Genomic DNA, 17,898 nt, shown 5'->3' on the forward strand with positions numbered 1-17,898 from the left:
ACGGCCGAGCCGATTCCGTTCGGCTTCGCGATCACAGACTTCCCCGGCCGATCCCGGTCCGGGGGAAATCCAAGAGCTCAGAAAAGGAGAACAGACTCATGGAAATCCTCAAGCTCCAGGCCATCGAGCTGCCGATCGCCGTCGACGACGAGCCCGTTGCCGCTCACACCACCAGCACCGTGACGGTCACGACCGTCGTGACCATCATCTGAACCGGACAGGAGACAGAAAAATGGAAATCCTCAAGCTCCAGGCCATCAACGCCAAGACGGAGACCGAGACCGAGCCTGCGTTCGGAACCGGCACCGTCACCACCGTCACCGTGACGACCATCTCCACCATCATCTAATTCACCAGCGCCCTTTTCACAGAACGGATTGAACATCATGGAAATCCTCAAGCTCCAGGCCATGGACGCCAAGGTCACCCTTGAGAACAAGCAGCTGCCCACCACGATCACGCTGACGACGGTGACCACCACGTCGACCGCCATCTGATTCTGATACGGCGGAATCCGATGTGATCCGTGTGGGGGGTCCGGCCTGCCGTATCGGCCGGACCCCCCACACGGGGAATCCACACGGGGAATCCGCACGGCACGACGGAAGCAATCCGGCCCGTGCCACCCACCGAAGGCGTACGTCATCGATCGGTGAAGTCCAGATCGGGAATCCTATGAGTCGGATCGAATCCATGAACGGGCAGAAGAGCTATTTCTCCGGCACGCATCGCGTGTGCCCGCCGGAGCAGACGTGGGAACGGATCGAGCCGCTGTTCCCCACCTTCGGCATCACCCGGATCGCCGACATCACCTGGCTGGACGACATCGGCATCCCGGTGTACCAGGCGATCCGCCCCGACGGCCGCTATCTGTCGGTCTACCAGGGCAAAGGGCTCGACACCGTATCGGCGAAGGTGTCCGCCGCCATGGAGGCCATCGAACGCTGGCACGGCGAGCACCTGGACCTCCGTCCCGACCTGGTGGCCACCGCGCGGGAGATCGCCCCCGAACTCGGCTACGCCCTGGACGAACTCACTCTGCACCGGCGCAACTGCCTGAATCCCGGCAGCCGACTGGCGCTGCGCACGGCCCGCCGACTCAGCGACGGTCAGCCGTCTCTCGTGCCGGTGGACAGCCTGAACATCGACCTGCGGGTGGACCGGCAGTGGCAGCCGCCGACGTTCCGGGGCACCACCAACGGTCTGGCCAGCGGCAACACCGTCGACGAGGCGACCCTGCACGCCCTGTACGAAGTGGTCGAACGCGACACCCTGACCCGGCTCGAATCGTCGCCCTGGGCGGTGGTCGACCCCGACACCGTGGTCGGGCACAGCCGAGCCCTCCTCGACCACTACCGGGACGCCAAGGTCAGGGTGCTGATCAGTGTCCTGCCCTCGCCGCTGGGCATCCCGTGCTTCAGCGCGACGATCTGGAACGACAACTTCCCCGTCCCCCGCAACGGCTTCGGCTGCCACCTGGACAGCGATGTCGCGCTGTGCCGGGCCCTCACGGAAGCAGCGCAGGTTCGCGTCTCCTACATCGCCGGATCCCGGGACGACCTGTTGGAGCGCGAGTACCGCGACATCCAGCGCGCCATCGCGAACCCGGCCGACGCCGCCCTCTTCGAGATGGCCGGAACTGCGGACGCCGTCGATTTCGCGACGATCCCGTCGCTGACCGTCCTCGACCTCGGACAGGAGATCGACGAGCTCGTCACGCGTGTCGTGGGCGTCACCGGGTGGTCTCCGCTGGTCGTCGACCACACACGTGACGACCTGGGGATCCCCGTCGTCCACGTGCTCTGCCCCGGCCTTGCCTTCCCAGCGTGAGTGAGATCCGTACATGACCCAGCTGTATCTGTTCCTCGGCCCCACCCTTCCCGGCTTCGAAGGACCGGCGGACATCCGGGTCCTGCCTCCGGTCGTTGCCGGTGACCTGCTGCGCCTGCCGTTGCGGGAGGGAGACGTCGTCGGGATCGTCGACGGCTACTTCCATCAGCAGCTGTCGGTCCGGCACAAGGAGATCCTCGCCGTCATGGACCGGGGAGTGCACGTGCTCGGGTCCTCCAGCATGGGTGCTCTGCGGGCCGCCGAACTCGACGTGTTCGGCATGCACGGTGTGGGGCAGGTCTACACGGACTACCGCGCCGGGCGGACCGAGGGCGACGACGAGGTCGCGCTGCGGCACGGCCCGCCCGAGAGCGGCTACCGGGCGATGTCGGTGCCGCTGGTCAACATGCGGGCGACCTTCGCCGCCGCGCACCAGAGCGGCGTCTGCGACAGGGAGAGCGCCGACCGGATCGTCGAGGCCCTCCGCTCCGTTCCGTACGCCCAGCGCACGTATCGGCTGCTGCCCTCGCTGGCCGACGAGGTGGACTGCTCGCAGCAGGAGCTGGCCGAACTCGAAGCCTTCTGTGTGCGCCACCCGGTGGACGTCAAACGGGCCGACGCCCTGGAACTCATCGAGCGGATGCGGCAGCCCGAACGGGAACCGGCCCGGCGGCCGGGCATGAACCGGACCGTGCACCTGGTGGACTGGGAACTCGCCGCCCGGGGGCGCGCTCTCACCGACCAGGACGCACTCCCCTACCCGGCTCCGGGGGACCTGGACGCTCTGCGGGTGCTGCAACTGTTCTCGGCCGCCTATCCGGCGTTCCTCCACGAGGAACGGCTGAGCTGGATCGCCGAAGAGTGCACCGAGCAGTGCGGCACCTCCACCGCCCCGACCGGGCACGCGGCGGCTGCCATCGCGCACAGCGGCCACCGGGGCGTCTTTGACGTCGACGGAGATCTCGGCTTCCTCGACGACTGGCTCACCGCGAGCGAGCGAGCGGGGGGTGACCCGCAGGAAAAGGCGAGGCTGTTCCTGGCTCGCAGTTTCCAGATCCGCCCCGGTGTCGCCTGGGAAGAGCCCCTGCTCGACCGGCTCCAGCACACCCCGGGGTTCGCGCACGCCTCGGCCATCGCGCAGGCGTCCCACGAGGTGGAGACGGAGCGAGTCCGCCGGGATCCGGCGTACTCGCATGCTCTCCTGCCGTTGGAACCGATCCGCGAACTCCTGACCGCTCTGTGGGGAAGCACGGAACAGGACGCGGACATACAGGCGCTGGACCGAGGTTTCGGCTCTCTCAAGGAAGCGGCGGAAGCGGCCCGCCCGTTCTATCTCATCGTCCACTGCGGTGCCGACCTCGGCGAGCTGTCCGACTTCTCGGCAATCTCCATTCTGACCAGGGGGAAGAGTGCCTGATTCCAAGCCCCAGCGTGATGTCACGACGATCTTCGCGCCTTTGGTGTTCAACGTCCTCACCTTCCACGCGTTGACCGCGGCGGTGAGCCTGGGACTGCCGGACGCTCTCGCGGACGGCTCCCTGCGCACGAAGGAGCTGGCCGCCGTCGCCGGAGCGGATGAGGACTCGCTCCTGCGCCTCCTTCGAACTCTCAGCGTTTTCGGGGTGGTTCACCGTGACGGCGAGGACACCTGGTCCCTGGCCGGTGCGGGCGATCAGCTCCGGGACGGCGCAGCCGAGGGGCCCGCGGACTTCATACGGTTCTACGGCAACCCGCTCACCTGGCGTGCCTTCGGCGCGATGGAGGAATCCGTCCGCACCGGAACAGCGGCGTTCGAGCAGATCGTGGGCGAGGCGTTCTACGCGTACCAGAAGAGCGACACCGCCTACGCCCGCTCCTTCAACGGTGCCATGCGGGCCGGACGTGAGGAGTTGCTGCCGATCCTGGTGGACGGGTACGACTGGGGCACTGTGCGGCACCTCGTAGACGTCGGGGGCGGCGACGGCAACACGCTCGCCGCGATCGCCGCTGCCCACCCCGCTCTGCGGGGGACGGTCGTGGACACCGAGGACGTGATCCGGGCGGTGCCCGGCGTCGTGCGTGACGCCGGGGTGTCCGAGCGGTGCACGGGCAGCGTGGGAGATTTCCTGACCGGGGTCCCGGCGGGTGGAGACGCCTATCTCCTGAAGCACGTCCTGTTCGAGTGGGACGACGCCTCGTGCACGGAGATCCTGCGGAACTGCCGCGAAGCGATGACGGAGGACGGCCGGGTGCTCGTCGTCACGGCCCTCATGCCCGAATGGGACGCGGAGGACCCCCTCAGCCTGATGGTCGCGGCGGTCAACGACGTCCAGTTGATGTGTCTGGGAGCCGGGAGGGAACGCGGCGAGAAGGAGTACTCACGCCTGTTCTCGGCTGCCGGGCTGCGGCTCCGTCGCGTCATTCCGTTGCCGGACCTGCCGAACTACCACATCGTCGAGGCGGTCCGCGCCCGTTCGGACGGTGCACCTGGCGCCCGGGGTCAGGACATGGCTGATCAGCCGAAGTAGCCGACGGTGAAGTCGCCGAACTCCCACAGGGCGCTGCGCGAGGCCGCGGCTCTGCTTCTCGGCCTCCCCGGGGCCCGCGCGTCGGCCGACTGAGGGAAGGGTGCGCGGACGCAGGGGGCGGCCACCGTCGGCCGGGTCCGCAGACCGGAAGTCCCCGCCTGTTACCGGCCATTCACGACCTGTTGGGTCATGGGGGGCGTCACGCTCCTGTTATCTTTACGTGACTTCACGACGTGACCCTCCGTGACGCTTCGGCCTGACATCGCGAGCAGCAGGACGGGAATGAGCAAGCACGACAGCTTTGACAGGGCAACGCAGGCCGTACGTGCGGCATTGGCACCCGGGCGGGGCAAGAGGAAGCGGGCCAGGACGCGGTCCGTGAGGCTGCGGCTGCCCAAGAGGCCGGACTATCCCCGGCCGGGGCGGCGCGGCTGGCGCCGCTGGGTGCCTTCGTGGCGTCAAGTGCTGGGCTGTGCGGCGGCGTTCGTCGGTGTGCTGGCGGCGACGGTCGCCGTCGCGTACGCCCGCACGGACATACCCGACGACCTCAACACCTTCGCCACCCAGCAGGACAACGTCTACTACTGGGCGGACGGCACGCCCATGGCGCGCACCGGTTGGGTGAGCCGTCAGGAGATGGCCCTGGAGAAGATTCCCGAGCACGTCCGAGGGGCGATACTGGCTGCCGAGAACCACAGTTTCTACTCGGACCCCGGCGTCTCGCTCCAGGGAGTCACCCGTGCGTTCTGGCAGACCGTCAGCGGCGGGGAGACCCAGGGCGGTTCCACCATCACCCAGCAGTACGTGAAGAACGTCTATCTCTCGCACGACCGCTCCTTCTCGCGCAAGTTCACCGAGATGCTCATGGCGATCAAGCTCGACCGGCAGCGGAGCAAGGACCAGATACTGGAGGACTACCTCAACACCAGCTGGTTCGGGCGCGGTTCCTACGGGCTACAGCGTGCCGCGCAGGCGTACTACGGCAAAGAGGTCACCCAACTCAACGTCAGCGAGGGCGCGTTCCTGACCTCCCTCCTCAAGGGTGCGGCGCTCTACGACCCCGCCCTCGGACCCGGAAACCACCAGCGCGCCGTCGAGCGGTGGAAGTGGACGCTGGACCGCATGGTGGAGGTCGGCAGGCTGAGCCGGGCCGAGCGGGCGCGGTACACCGAGTTCCCCGAGCCCAGAGCGACCCCCCGGGCGACCATCGCCAGTGGGCAGGACGGCTACCTGGTCGAGCTCGCGGAGTCGTACGCGAAGCGCACGGGGAAGATCCCCGACGCGGCCTTCGACCTCGGCGGGTACCAGATCTACACGACCTTCGAGAAGCCGAGGATGGCCGCCCTCACCGAGGCGGTCAAGAAGTCGCGCGACACCCTGGACCCCACGAAGCGGGCCTCCGACCGGCACGCCAAGTTCGGGGCCGCCACGGTCGCATCCGACGGGCGGATACTCGCCGTGTACGGCGGTCCCGACTTCCAGAAGCAAGCCTTCAACGAGTCCAACACGGCCACGGTCCCCGCGGGTTCGGCGTTCACTCCCTTCGTCTACGCGGCCGCGCTGGAACACGGCGTCCAGCGCGAGCGCACCGGCCCCCGCACCCCCGTCACCCCCTCGACCGTGTACGACGGGAACGACGACGTGCCCCTGATGACCCCGGAGGGCCCCTACTGGGACCGGGGCGGCAAGATGGTCAAGGGCCAGAACGACGGCGACCGCTCCTACGGGCCCGTCCCCCTGCGGGACGCCGTGGCACGGGGCGTGAACACCCCCTTCCTCCAGCTCGGCATGGACGTCGGGCTCGGCCTGGTGCGGAAAACCGCCGAGAAGTCCGGGATGCTCGCCTCCAACTTCGGCCCGCCCGTGCCCGCCTTCTCGCTGGGCAACTCCACCCCGAGCGCGATCCGCATGGCCGGTGCCTACGGAGTGTTCGGGGGCGGCGGCATGCACACGGACCCGTACTCGGTACGGAAGATCACGCGCAACGGCGAGCCGGTGCCGCTGCCGCGCCCGCGCTCGGCACGCGCCCTGGACCAGGCAGTGGCGGGCCAGGTCACCGAGGCGCTCACCCGTACCGGCGAGGACTTCGCCGGAAAGACGGGCATCACCCCCGACGACACCGCGCGCTGGTACGTCGGCTCCACCAAGGAGGCGTCCACCGCGGTCGTCCTCTACCGCATGGACCTCGCCAAGAGCCTCGCGCCCCTGCCCTTGAAGGGGCTCGGCCGGGGCCCCTCGGCCGCCGGGAAGATGCCGGTCGAGATCTGGGACCGGTACACGGCCGCGCTGCGACGGTGACGATGACGCGTCCCGTCATGCCTTCGCCCCCCTTCCCTCCCTTCCCCCTCTGTCTGGAGAAGTCGCGATGATCTGGAAGAAGTCGGCCACGCTGCGTGCCCGGGTCCGTACCAGGCCCGCCATCAGTCTCGGTGTCGCCGCGGTGCTCGTCGCCTCGCTCTCCACCGCGCTCGTCGTCTCCGCCTCGGACGACTCGCCGAACGACGCCACGCCCACCGGAGCCGGATCGAAGGCGACCGCCGCCGCGCCGAAGCCCACCGAGGGGAAGACGCCTGCGGGAACCGGCAAGGGCAAGGAGGAGAAGTGGGACGGGCAGGTGCGGGTGCTGGGGGACGGCTCCACGTCCTACACCGGCCCGCAGCCGGGCCAGTTGAAGGCGAAGCGGCTCAAGCCGGGCGAGAAGCCGCCCCAGTTCGTGGTGTTCTCCTGGGACGGCGCGCTGGAGAGCGACGACCGGCTGTTCTCCCGCTTCCGGCGCGTGGCGAAGGAGAACAACGCCAACATGACGTTCTTCCTCACCGGCATCTACCTGCTGCCGAAGGAGAAGAAGGACCTGTACCGGCCGCCGCAGCACAAGACCGGAGCGGCGGCGATCTCGTACCCGACGGACGAACACATCCGGATGACGCTGGAGCAGCTCGGCGGGGCCTGGAAGGAGGGGAACGAGATCGGCTCGCACTTCAACGGCCACTTCTGCGGCAAGAAGGGCGGCGGCGACTGGAGTTCGGCGGAGTGGACGTCGGAGATCGACCAGTTCTACTCCTTCGTACAGAACTGGAAGACGAACACGGGTCTGAAGGACCTCGATCCGCTGCCCTTCGACCCCACCCGTGAGGTCGTGGGCGGGCGGGCGCCCTGCCTGGAGGGGCAGAAGACCCTCCTGCCGGCGACCAAGCCCTTCGGCTGGCGCTACGACGCCAGTTCCGCGGGGGACTTCCAGATCTGGCCCGCCAAGAAGGACGGCGTCTGGGACCTGCCGTTGCAGCTGCTGCCCTTCCCGCAGAAGAAGTTCCAGGTGCTCTCCATGGACTTCAACTTCCTCTACAACCAGTCGAAGGGGAGCACCGAGGGGGATCCGGCGAAGTACCAGGAGTGGCGGAAGGAAGCCAGGGACGCCTATCTCGCGGGATTCCAGCGGGTGTTCCACGGCAGCCGGGCTCCGATGTTCATCGGGAACCACTTCGAGGACTGGAACGGCGGGATCTACATGGACGCCGTGGAGGACGTGATGAAGGACGTCTGCCCCCGCGAGGGGGTGCGCTGCGTCTCCTTCCGCGAACTGACCGACTGGCTCGACGCGCAGGACCCCAAGGTGCTGGCCCGGTGGCGGCTGCTCGACCCCGCCCAGCCGCCAGGCTGGAAGGAGTAAGGAGGGCCCCCTGCGTGGGAGCGCGGGAGCGTGCTGCCGGTGGCGTCAGGTGGCCTTGTGGCGCTGGTAGTACCTGGCCACGCGAGCGCGGTTGCCGCACCGGGAGGCCGAGCACCAGCGGCGGCGGGGGTGGGTCGGCAGGAACAGCATCACGCAGTCGTCGGCCTCGCAGGGGCGGACCGTGCGGACTGCCGGATCGGTCAGCAGGCGGGCGGCGTCCTCTGCGAACAGGGCTGCCAGGCGGGTGCCGGGGGTGCCCGACCGGTGGGCGGTGAGCTGGACGGAGCCGTCGCTCCAGACCAGCTCCTGGGCGGCGGGCGCGGCGCGCAAGGCCGCGTTGAGGCCGTTCAGGGCCGTGGCGGGCGGCCGCTCGCCGTGCCGGGCGGCCTGCACGGCGGCTGCGATGTGCTCGCGTACGGCGTGCACGGCGGCCACGTCGGCTGCGGCGAGGGCCGCAAGGTCCGGCGTCGGCTCGGGGAGGCGTTCGGCCTGGAGATCCAGCCATGCCCGCAGCCGGGTGACGTCACCGAGCAGATCGACCGGGCCGTCGGCGGTGTGCGGGCGGGTGTTGACCAAGTCGATGGCCAGGGGCTCGCCGGTCAGCGGAGGGGGATCAACCATAAAGCTAATGGTACATGGGCCGGTTGAATCATTAGAGGGCAGGGCGGGGCGCCCGGAGTGCGTATGCCCTCTTGGGGGCGGCCCCGCACCGTCACCGACGGCCGCTCACTGCAGGGCGCCCTCCGGGATGCAGACGTACCCCGGGCCCCAGACGTTCGGCTCGACGCGGCTGGGGGGCAGGCAGTCGGTCCAGACCTCCCGGTACTCCGGGTTCTGCTCGATCAGGCGCCGCTCTTCGGCGGGCGCGTCGAGGTAGCGCTCGTTGTTCTCGTCGGAGAGGAAGAAGGTGGCGGGTTCCGGGCAGTGGGCCAGGGCGGGCGCGACGGCACCGACCGAGGCGGCCGCCGCGAGCGCCAACGCGGCCAGGGAGGTACGGGTACGAGGCATGGGGACTCCGAAGTGAGAGCGGAAGACTGGATCGCCCCCTATAACCGCGCAGCCCCCAGGAGGTCACGTACTCGCCGTACGGAGCGCCGGGGCGCCCCCCGCAAGAGGCGTCGCCCGTCGGAGCGCGCCAGGTCCGGCACGCCCGGGGCGGCCGGTCCAGGGCCCGCACGGGGGTTCAGGCCGGGTGGACCGCGTACCCGAGATACGTCACCAGCGGGCTGCCCTCCGGTTCGAGCACCATGCCGACGGACTCCGGCAGTTGCTCGTCGGTCAGCGTGCCGCGCCTGCGCCCGCGTGTCGCGCGCACCAGGCTGCGTACGTCGCGCGGCTTGAACGACGAGACGTCCTGCGCGCGCAGCCCGGCCCGGTCGAGGGACTCGGCGAGTTCCTCGGGGCGGCGCAGCCGGTGTGCGGCGTAGCGGCCGTGGGGCATGATCCGGGTGCCAGGGAAGGCTTGGAAGGCGCCGAGGTAGACGAGGCGGGACACCGGGGTGCGGTTCACCGTGTCGTAGACGAAGACCCCGCCGGGGCGCAGCACGCGCGCGGTCTGGGCGAGAACGGCGTCCGGCCGTTCGGTGACCTCCAGGGTGTCGGCGCAGTACACGAGGTCGAAGGAGCCGTCGGGCAGGTCGAGTTGCTCCGCGGGTGTTGTCAGGTAGGTGACGCCGAGACCGCCGTCCTCGGCCAGGGCGAGGGCCGTCGCGGCGGGGGACGGGTCGGCGGCGACGACCTCGAACCCGAGCCGGGCCAGGCTGCGGGCCAGGACCCCGCGCCCACTGCCGACGACGAGGGCCCTGCTGCCCGCCTCGGTGAGGCTCAGCCTGTCGAGTGTGCGGCGCAGGTACTCCAGACGTACGGACTGGAAGGTCAGCGCGCGGATGTGGCGGCCGTCGACGGCCGAGGCGGAGTCGAGTGCGATGTGCGGGGCGGCGGGCATGGCTGGCTCCCTCGACGTGACCGGTCAGGTTCCCTGAAGGAACCTAACATCCGCGAGTTCCCTGAGGGAACCCATGGGCGATACGGTGACGGCGTGACCCGTACTCCGCTTTCCGACGTCGCGTGCTCGATCGCCCGCGCGACCGACCTGTTCGGCGATGCCTGGACGGCCCTGATCATGCGCGACGTCCTCATCGGCATCCGCCGCTTCGACGAGCTGGCGGAGGACCTCGGGCTGTCCCGCAAGGTTCTCGCCGCACGGCTGGCCCGGCTGGTCGAGGAGGGCGTACTGACGCGCGAGCGGTACCAGGTCAGCCCGCCGCGCGAGGAGTACGTGGCCACGGAGAAGGGCCGCGAGCTCTACCCCGTGCTGCTGGCGTTGATGGCCTGGGGCGACAAGTGGTACGCGGAGACCGCGGGGCCGCCCGCCCGGATCCGCCACGACGCCTGCGGGCACGCGGCCACGCCGGTCGTGACCTGCCACGCCTGCCGGGAGCCGCTGACCGTGGCCGACACGACACAACTGCCAGGACCCGGCGGGCGGGTGGGGCCTGGCACCCGGCTGCTGGGGCCGTTGCTCGCAGCGCGGGAGGCGGAGGGGAAGGGGCTGGGGCCGACGGCAACCGCAGAGCCCGTCGAGAAGGCGGCCCGCAGCTCGGGGTGAGCGCGCCCGGCCCGCTCACCGCGCCCCCGCGTCGGCCCCGGAATCACCGGAGTGCCAGTCCGGTTCAGGCGGGCCCAGAACCGGGGCCGCATGCCGGGTGACCTGCGCGGTAAGGCGTACTCCCGATGCGGGGAAACGACGCGCGCGCGGGTCGATCGGTGGGTGGGGTGAGTGGCGGGGAAGCCGGGTGGGGAGAATGACCCCCCGTGACTACCTCTGCGATATCGACCACCACACCGATCTACGACCTTCTCGTCCAGGAACTGGGCGACGCCCTGACCGCGAGCCGCGTCGCCGCCCGGCAGACCCAGGCCGAGGCCCAGCAAGCGCTGGACTGGAGCGGTCCGCGCATCGCCGCACCGCGTCAGGAGCGCCCGTTCTCCGCCTTCGGCCATACGGAGGGCGAGGAACGGGGGCACCGGCCCGCCCTGCCCGGTTCCGCGCCCTGACCGTACTTCCGTACGAGGCCGGGAGCCGCAATCGGCACTCTCCGACGACCTGACGGGGTTCGCCCCGGACCCGCAGGGCCGGTGCCGGTCGGGACCGGGCCCCGGCCAGGCGGCGTCCGGTGCCGGCCCGGCTCCCGGGCCGGGGTCCGGGCCGGGGTCCGGGCCGGGGTCCGGGTCCGGCGAACGCCGTCACCCGGGAGCCCGGCGTCCAGGTCTTCGCGTACGCCCCGGAGGTTCCAGGAGCTTCCGTCGCTCAGCGGGCCCGGTCGTAGACCATGGCCATCTCGCCCAGCTCGCCGGTCTCTTGGTGCGCGAGCTTCCACGTCGAAGACGGCAGGCCGTCATCGAACAGCCGCTGCCCGGCTCCGGCGATCTCGGGGAAGATCATGAGGTACAGCCGGTCGATCAGATCTGCGGCAAGGAGCGGCTTGATGACACTCGGGGAGCTGTTGACGAGGATGTCGCCTCCGTCAGTGGCCTTGAGTTCGGCAACGACGTCGGCGGCCGGGGCGTTCACCATGCGGGTGTGCTCCCACGGCGCTTCGGTCAGCGTGGTCGAGAGGACTACCTTCTCCGTGTCGCGCAACCACTTCGCGTAGCCTCGGTCGCGCGGATCGGCGTTCTCGTCCTCGGCGACCGTCGGCCAATAGCCAAGGAATCCCTCGGCGTTGATCCGGCCGAGCAGCGCCGTCGTCGCGCCCTCCCAGATGCGGGTGAGCTGGCCCCGCGCGACGTCGGTGGTCACGTACGGCGCGAACATGCCGAAGTCGCCGGGCCCGCCGGGGCCGTGATAGCGCCCGTCGAGGGAGAGGCTCAGATTCGCGGTCACCCTACGTCCGTTCGAACCAGTCACTGCGTGCTCCTTGGGCCAAGGTTGACGTTGCGGTCGGTACTGCCGGTACTGCCGGTACGGCCGGTGTCGTGCGGGTCGACGGCGAGGGCTGCCGCCAGCTTGTCGAGGCTCTGGCCGAAGCCGATCTCGACGCCCGCGATGAAGTCGGCGGCGTCGACGGTGCTGTCGGTGATCCGCCAGTGGACGTCGAGGTCCGTGCCGGTCCCGGCGGATCGCAGGTCGAGAGCGACGTCGGCGGTGAAGGCGGGGCTGCCGTCGGGAAGCAGCGGGGCGAGTCGGTACGCGAGGCGCTCACCGGGGCGGACGTCCACGACGACTCCCTCCGCGCGCCCGGCGACCAGGTCACTACCGTCGGCGTCCTCGACATCGCGGTACTCCTGTACGACTCGCCCGCCTTCTCTCGCCTCGAAGACGAGCTCGGACACGCGGAGGTCGTGGGGCACCCACCACCGGGCGAGCAGGGAGGGCTCGGTCACGTGACGCCACACCAGCTCGGGGCGAGCCGTCAGCGACCGGCGGAAGCCGAACGAACGGCCGTCGGCCCATCCCGGCTCCACTGCGGCGAGCCGCTCCGCGTGGAGGCTGACCCCGTAACGGTCGTAGGTCTCGCGCGGCCCCCCGGCCCGCTCGGCGGTGTCGGCGAGCCGGGCGAGCGCGTCCGCCAACTCCCGCAAGGGGCCCGGCCGGAGCGCGTAGATGCGGCGCTGGCCGGTGCGCTGGGAGGTGACGAGGCCGGTGCGCTCCAGGGTTTGCAGGTGCTTGGTCGTCTGCGGCTGGCGTGCCCCGGCGAGTTCGGCGAGGACTCCGACCGGACGGGGCCGTTCGGCGAGCAGGGTCACGAGCCGCCAGCGGGCCGGGTCGGCCAGTGCGGCGAGGAGTGCGTCCATGACGACAAGTATTCCCCTCCAAGCATATTCGTGTCAAGGAATATCCCTCTGGCGCATACTGCCCTCAGACGGAGGGCCGACCGAAGGGGGACGGGGAGTCACGCCGCGTACTGGCACGACCACGCGCGTACCCTGCCACCCCCGCCCACACCTGCGGAACGCGCCGAGGCCGAGCGCCGTCGGCGTGAGGGGCAAGAGGCGACCGTCCGCGAGGCGGAGCGACACGTGGAGGAACACGACGGGGCCGGGCGGGCACCGAGCCCCACATTGCGTGAGGTCGGCGACAACAAGTTGGGCCTTTCCGCCCTGAACCGTGACCTGATGGACGCCGTGGACACCGCCGACGCGACCGCCCAGCGAGCCATCGCCCACTGGGCGGCCCGTAGCGCCCTCGTCGCGGCGAAACTCCATATGTTCCCTGAGTTCGCCCGCGCGATCCTGGCGCTGCAAGGCGGCGAGGAGTTGCCCCCTCCCTTCGACGACCAGAAGAGGGCGGAGGTGCGCGACACGTTCCCGGACCTGAACTGGCCGCCCTGAGCGCCCGATCGGCCGGGGCGGCTCCCTGGGCCGCGCCGACGGCCGGGGCCGCCGAGCCGTGATGCGTCGGGAACGGATCAGGATGCGTAGGGTGGCCAGCGGTGCTGGTGCGGTCCGGACTTCCAGCATGGTGGAAGGTGCAACACCGCGATGGGGCCCGGGAGTTCATCAGTGGGAATGTCCGAGAGCGGGGATCAGGTGAGCGCGTTGGACGAAGCGAGGAGCCGGGGGCGATTCGGCCTCATCGCCGTGATGGCGGCCATACCGCTGGCCGTGGATCTGGCGACCAAGCAGATGGCCTTGGCCCACTTCTCCCCGGCAGACCCGGTGAGCACTCTCGGCGGTCTCCTGAAGTTCACCCTGATCTCCAACTCCGGTGCCGCGTTCTCCCTCGGCGAGGGCACGACGTGGTTGTTCACCGCAGCCAAAATCATCGTGATCACCGGCATGCTCTGGGTCGCGCGCCGGGTCCGCGTCCCCCTGTGGGGAGTGGTCTTCGGCCTGCTGGTCGGCGGTGCCGCGGGCAACCTCGTGGACCGCGTCTTCCGGCCGCCCTCCCCGATGCAGGGGGCGGTCATCGACTGGATCCAACTGCCCTACTGGCCGGTCTTCAACATCGCCGACATGTCCGTGGTCTGCGGCGGGATCCTGGCCGTGGTGGCGGTATTCCGGGGAATCACTCTGGACGGTTCCCCCGTGCCCGACAAAGCCAAGAGGGAACCGAAGAGGGATTCTTCATGACTGAATTGTGGAACACCGGTACGCCCCAGGTCATCACCCTTCCGTCCGGGCGGCGGATTCGCGGGCGCGGGCTCAGGCACGGCGTACCGGAAGGGCAGACTCCCACCTTTGCGGTGCATTTGACGGATCACGAGCCCCCGAAGCCGCCGTGGGAGTCCCTGTGGATTCCCTGGCGGGACTTCTGGCTCCCCGCCGACCCCATGAACGCCCTGCGCACGCTTCGCGTCGCGTACGACCGTGCCGAGGACGAACGCGTGGAGATCTGCTGCGGGGGCGGCATCGGCCGGACGGGCACGGGACTCTCGGCGCTCTGCGTCTTCGAGGGCATGGACCCCAAGGAGGCCGTGAAGTGGGTGAGGAGGAACTACCACCCCCGTGCGGTGGAAGTGCGGTGGCAACGGCGCTTCATCCGCCAGGCCCACGCCGCCGGCACACCCGGCCCGGGGCAGTGACAGCGGCACAGTGACAGCGGCACAGCGACCGGGGCAGTGACGGCGGAACAGTGACGGAACACCCGGCGGCCGTGTTCGACGGGCACCCCCCGCATGGGAAACTTGCGGTGTACATGGTGATGTCCTGGGGGCGGAACACGGACAGACCCGTGGCCGCCGCCCGGGACGCCCGCCGCAAGGCGGGTGATCGGGGGGTGTCGTGACATTTCGGCGTGCGCTGGTTCCGGGACTGCTCGGCGGGCTGTTGCTCGCGGGGCTTCTGTGGTGGGCGGGGGCGAGCACCCGCGCGCTCGGCCTGCCGGGCGCGGGGCAGTTCTTCGGCCCCGAAGGGGCGACGCAGCTACGAGGATGGCTGGCCCCCTGGTCGTACGGGCCACCGTCCTCCGCACAGTACGGCAGCCCTGTGGGCGCTCCCGGCAGCGGGCAGGCGTACGCGGGACTGCACCGCACCGGGATGCAGGTGCGGTACGTCACCCTCGTCGTCTTCTACCTGTGCGGGGCCGCGCCCCTGGTGCGGCGGCTGGCTCCGGGCGGAGCGAAGCGGTCGGCGTCCCTCCTGCTCGCGTTGTGGGGGTGGGGTCTGGTGGCCGGGACCCTCGCCGTGGTCGTCTCGGCGCCCTGGCTGGTCGCCTCGGGCGGGCACGGCGGGTTCCGCCTGCTGCCGAGGCTGTCCGGTGAGATGGCGGCCGGGCGGCAGGTTCTCGTCGTCGCCGCCCTGGTGGCCTCGGTCGGCGCCCTGGTCGCCTCGGCGGTCGTCCGGCGCGGGGGCGAGCGGCCGTCCTCGCCCGGGGTTCCGGTGCGCGCCGCCCGTCTCGCGGCCACCCTGGGGACCGCCGTGGTCGCGGTCTCCCTGGTCGTCCTCTCGTACGAGAAGGTCGCCGCCCGCATCCAGACCGGTTTCTCCGGCATCGGGCCCTTCGAGGAACTGGGCGACCTGCTGCGGCAGTGGCTGCTGCTCGGCGGTTGGTCCGCCCCTTCCTCGTACTACCCGTTCGGCACCTGGCTGCTCCACCGCCTTCCCGACCTGCTGTTGCTGGCGGTCGTGTGGTGGGGTCTGCGGCTGCTGGCGGACCGGCTCGACCGCGTCACCGTCCCGGCGTTCGCGGTCGGCGCGGTCAGCGTGACCGTGCTGGGGCTGCTGCTCAGCCAGCTGTGCGCGACGCTGCTCGACGCCGCGCAGGTGGGCGGTTCGTTCGTCTCCTACGCGGGCAGGTTCGGCGAAGGCGTGCCCGCGGCCCTGGTGTTCGGACTCCTCGCGGGCGCCCTGAGTGCTGTCGTGGCGCGACCCCGTATCGGTATATGAGACGCCGTCTCAGAGTGAGATTGACATAAAGGTCGGGGTCGTTCATATTTCTCGGCATGTCGCCCCGTCACGCCGCCGCCACCGATCGCGCAGCCATTGAGCTCGCGCTCATCGGTGTGACCGCGCATTGCGTGGCGGACATTCTCTGTAGCTGACGTCTGCCCTGGTGCGCGTCGGACATCGCTTTTCCTTCACCGAATGTGCCGCGCCCGGGCGTTTGCATTTCCTCTGCATTCCGTCCGCAGGCGCGGCATTTTCCGAGTGACTCCTTCTCGGGTTCCGTGCGCCTGCGCGTGCTTCCTTTTCTCAGAACCCCGAGAGGCCCTTCCATCATGCGCAGAACCGTCATATCCCGCCGGGTGGCCGTCGTCGCCGCCAGTGTCGCGCTCGCCACCGCCGCCACCGCCTGCGCCGGTCCGCAGGGCGACGGTGCCGCCTCCGCGAGCGGCGCGGGCGGCAAGGCGGGTGCCCCGCAGAAGGGCGGCACCCTCCAGATCCTCAACCGGCAGCCGCAGACCGACTTCGACCCGGCCCGGCTCTACACCTCGGGCGGCGGCAACGTCCCGTCTCTGGTCTTCCGTACGCTCACCACCCGCAACCGGGAGAGCGGCGCCGAGGGCACCAAGGTCGTCCCCGACCTCGCCACCGACCTCGGCAAGCCCAGCAAGGACGCCACCGTGTGGACGTACACGCTGAAGGAGGGGCTGAAGTACGAGGACGGGACCGCGATCACCTCCGCCGACGTCAAGTACGGCATCGAGCGTTCCTTCGCGGCCGAACTCTCCGGCGGCGCACCGTACTTGAGGGACTGGCTGATCGGCGGCGCCGATTACGAGGGCCCGTACAAGGCCAAGAAGGGGCTCGACTCGATCGAGGTCCCGGACGCGCGGACGATCGTCTTCCATCTGAACAAGCCGGTGGGCGAGTTCCCCTACCTGGCCACCCAGACCCAGACCACGCCGGTACCCAAGGCCCAGGACAAGGGGGCCACGTACGAGGAGCACCCCGTCTCCTCGGGCCCGTACAAGGTCGTCAAGAACGAGAACGACGGCGAGAAGCTGCTCCTGGAGCGCAACCCGCACTGGGACGCGAAGACGGACGAGGAGCGCAAGGCGTACCCCGACAGGATCGAGGTGCGCTCCGGGCTCGACCCGGCGGTCATCAACCAGCGCCTCTCGGCGAGCGCGGGCACCGACTCGGCCGCCGTGACCACGGACAACAACCTGGGTCCCGCCGAGCTGGCCAAGGTCGCCGGGGACAAGAACCTCGCCGCCCGGGTCGGCACGGGGCACTTCGGGTACACCAACTACCTCGCGTTCAACCCCAAGGTGAAGCCCTTCGACAACCCGAAGGTGCGCCAGGCCGTCGCGTACGCCGTCGACCGTTCCTCGGTGATCAACGCGGCCGGTGGTTCCTCGCTGGCACTGCCCGCGACGACGAACCTGCCGCCGCAGAAGTCCTTCGGGCACGTGAAGTACGACCACTTCCCGGCGGGCGAGACGGGCAACGCGGAGAAGGCGAAGGAACTGCTGAAGGAGGCGGGCTTCGAGAAGGGCCTGACCGTCACCCTCACGCACTCCAACGCCAAGGACCGCGAGACCAGCCCGGAGATCGCCACCGCCCTCCAGGACGCCCTGAAGAAGGCCGGAATCACCCTGGAGCTCAAGGGACTTGAGGAGAACGACTACAACGACACCATCCACAGCGTGAAGAAGCAGCCCGGCTTCTTCCTCGCGCACTGGGGTGCCGACTGGCCGTCGGGCGGTCCGTTCCTCGCGCCGCTCTTCGACGGCCGCCAGATCGTCAAGGACGGCGCCAACTTCAACTACGCGCAGCTCGACGACCCGGCGGTCAACAAGGAGATCGACGAGATCAACAAGCTGACCGACCTGTCGGCCGCCGCCGTGCGCTGGGGCGCTCTGGACCAGAAGATCGGCGAGCAGGCGCTCACCGTGCCGCTGTTCCACCCGGTCTACAAGCGGCTGTACGGCAAGGACGTCAAGAACATCGTGATCAGCGACTGGACCGGTGTGCTGGACGTCTCGCAGGTTGCGGTCAAGTAAC

19 protein-coding genes are annotated in these 17,898 nt (G+C 69.9%); 14 read left to right on the forward strand and 5 right to left on the reverse strand.

Annotated elements, in window-relative coordinates:
* Positions 1–232 precede the first annotated feature (232 nt).
* The 6 genes from OG897_RS33570 (at position 233) to OG897_RS33595 (ending at position 8,004) form a co-directional block, all read left to right on the forward strand.
* The gene (locus tag OG897_RS33570; RefSeq protein WP_266662907.1) at positions 233–349 is read left to right on the forward strand and encodes a class III lanthipeptide; all 117 of its coding nucleotides are present in this window, start codon (positions 233–235) and stop codon (positions 347–349) included.
* 344 nt (positions 350–693) lie between these two features.
* Positions 694–1,830: a YcaO-like family protein gene (locus OG897_RS33575; RefSeq protein WP_266662909.1), complete on the forward strand. Its 1,137-nt coding sequence runs from the start codon at positions 694–696 to the stop codon at positions 1,828–1,830.
* A 13-nt stretch (positions 1,831–1,843) separates the two neighbouring features.
* Positions 1,844–3,247 (forward strand): TfuA-like protein, encoded by a 1,404-nt coding sequence (locus tag OG897_RS33580; protein WP_266662911.1) that lies wholly within the window; start codon positions 1,844–1,846, stop codon positions 3,245–3,247.
* Positions 3,240–4,337 (forward strand): methyltransferase, encoded by a 1,098-nt coding sequence (locus tag OG897_RS33585; protein WP_266662913.1) that lies wholly within the window; start codon positions 3,240–3,242, stop codon positions 4,335–4,337. The genes OG897_RS33580 and OG897_RS33585 overlap by 8 nt, the downstream gene beginning before the upstream one ends.
* A 378-nt stretch (positions 4,338–4,715) precedes the next feature.
* Complete coding sequence (locus OG897_RS33590; protein WP_323188141.1) at positions 4,716–6,635, forward strand: transglycosylase domain-containing protein; 1,920 nt, start codon at positions 4,716–4,718, stop codon at positions 6,633–6,635.
* 67 nt (positions 6,636–6,702) lie between these two features.
* Positions 6,703–8,004 carry a hypothetical protein gene (locus OG897_RS33595; protein ID WP_266662917.1) on the forward strand — a complete coding sequence of 434 codons (1,302 nt, stop codon included), beginning with the start codon at positions 6,703–6,705 and terminating at the stop codon, positions 8,002–8,004.
* A gap of 45 nt (positions 8,005–8,049) precedes the next feature.
* Here the strand turns inward: OG897_RS33595 and OG897_RS33600 are convergent, their stop codons facing one another.
* The 3 genes from OG897_RS33600 to OG897_RS33610 form a co-directional block, all read right to left on the reverse strand.
* Complete coding sequence (locus OG897_RS33600; RefSeq protein WP_266662919.1) at positions 8,050–8,625, reverse strand: ABATE domain-containing protein; 576 nt, start codon at positions 8,623–8,625, stop codon at positions 8,050–8,052.
* Positions 8,626–8,730: 105 nt separating this feature from the next.
* Positions 8,731–9,012, reverse strand: a complete 282-nt coding sequence (locus OG897_RS33605; protein WP_266662921.1) for a hypothetical protein — start codon at positions 9,010–9,012, stop codon at positions 8,731–8,733.
* 175 nt (positions 9,013–9,187) lie between these two features.
* On the reverse strand, positions 9,188–9,949 hold the full coding sequence (locus OG897_RS33610; protein ID WP_266662923.1) for a bifunctional 2-polyprenyl-6-hydroxyphenol methylase/3-demethylubiquinol 3-O-methyltransferase UbiG: 762 nt from the start codon (positions 9,947–9,949) through the stop codon (positions 9,188–9,190).
* 93 nt (positions 9,950–10,042) lie between these two features.
* Here OG897_RS33610 and OG897_RS33615 point away from each other — a divergent pair, with 93 nt between their 5' ends.
* Together OG897_RS33615 and OG897_RS33620 are read left to right on the forward strand one after the other, a co-directional pair.
* On the forward strand, positions 10,043–10,612 hold the full coding sequence (locus OG897_RS33615; protein ID WP_266662925.1) for a helix-turn-helix domain-containing protein: 570 nt from the start codon (positions 10,043–10,045) through the stop codon (positions 10,610–10,612).
* 206 nt (positions 10,613–10,818) lie between these two features.
* Positions 10,819–11,061, forward strand: a complete 243-nt coding sequence (locus tag OG897_RS33620; RefSeq protein ID WP_266662927.1) for a hypothetical protein — start codon at positions 10,819–10,821, stop codon at positions 11,059–11,061.
* Positions 11,062–11,314: 253 nt separating this feature from the next.
* Here OG897_RS33620 and OG897_RS33625 read toward each other — a convergent pair whose 3' ends face one another.
* Entirely contained in the window at positions 11,315–11,914 is a 600-nt protein-coding gene (locus tag OG897_RS33625) for a dihydrofolate reductase family protein (RefSeq protein ID WP_266662929.1), read from the reverse strand.
* Entirely contained in the window at positions 11,911–12,801 is an 891-nt protein-coding gene (locus OG897_RS33630; RefSeq protein WP_266662931.1) for a metalloregulator ArsR/SmtB family transcription factor, read from the reverse strand. Before OG897_RS33630 ends, OG897_RS33625 begins: the two co-directional genes overlap by 4 nt.
* Before the next feature lie 225 nt (positions 12,802–13,026).
* Between OG897_RS33630 and OG897_RS33635 the strand changes: the two genes are divergently transcribed.
* The 6 genes from OG897_RS33635 (at position 13,027) to OG897_RS33655 (ending at position 17,897) form a co-directional block, all read left to right on the forward strand.
* Positions 13,027–13,338, forward strand: coding sequence for a hypothetical protein (locus tag OG897_RS33635; RefSeq protein WP_266662933.1), 312 nt, complete (start codon positions 13,027–13,029; stop codon positions 13,336–13,338).
* A gap of 207 nt (positions 13,339–13,545) precedes the next feature.
* Positions 13,546–14,079, forward strand: coding sequence for a signal peptidase II (gene lspA / locus OG897_RS33640; protein ID WP_266662935.1), 534 nt, complete (start codon positions 13,546–13,548; stop codon positions 14,077–14,079).
* Complete coding sequence (locus tag OG897_RS33645) at positions 14,076–14,531, forward strand: protein-tyrosine phosphatase family protein (protein WP_266662937.1); 456 nt, start codon at positions 14,076–14,078, stop codon at positions 14,529–14,531. Before lspA ends, OG897_RS33645 begins: the two co-directional genes overlap by 4 nt.
* A 199-nt stretch (positions 14,532–14,730) precedes the next feature.
* Entirely contained in the window at positions 14,731–15,834 is a 1,104-nt protein-coding gene (locus OG897_RS33650; RefSeq protein ID WP_266662939.1) for a hypothetical protein, read from the forward strand.
* Positions 15,835–15,890: 56 nt separating this feature from the next.
* Entirely contained in the window at positions 15,891–15,989 is a 99-nt protein-coding gene (locus tag OG897_RS40905) for an Ms4533A family Cys-rich leader peptide (RefSeq protein WP_323188142.1), read from the forward strand.
* Between the two features lie 177 nt (positions 15,990–16,166).
* Entirely contained in the window at positions 16,167–17,897 is a 1,731-nt protein-coding gene (locus OG897_RS33655; protein ID WP_266662941.1) for an ABC transporter substrate-binding protein, read from the forward strand.
* Position 17,898 lies beyond the last annotated feature (1 nt).

The sequence above is a fragment of the Streptomyces sp. NBC_00237 genome (genome assembly GCF_026342435.1).
Lineage (GTDB): Bacteria > Actinomycetota > Actinomycetes > Streptomycetales > Streptomycetaceae > Streptomyces.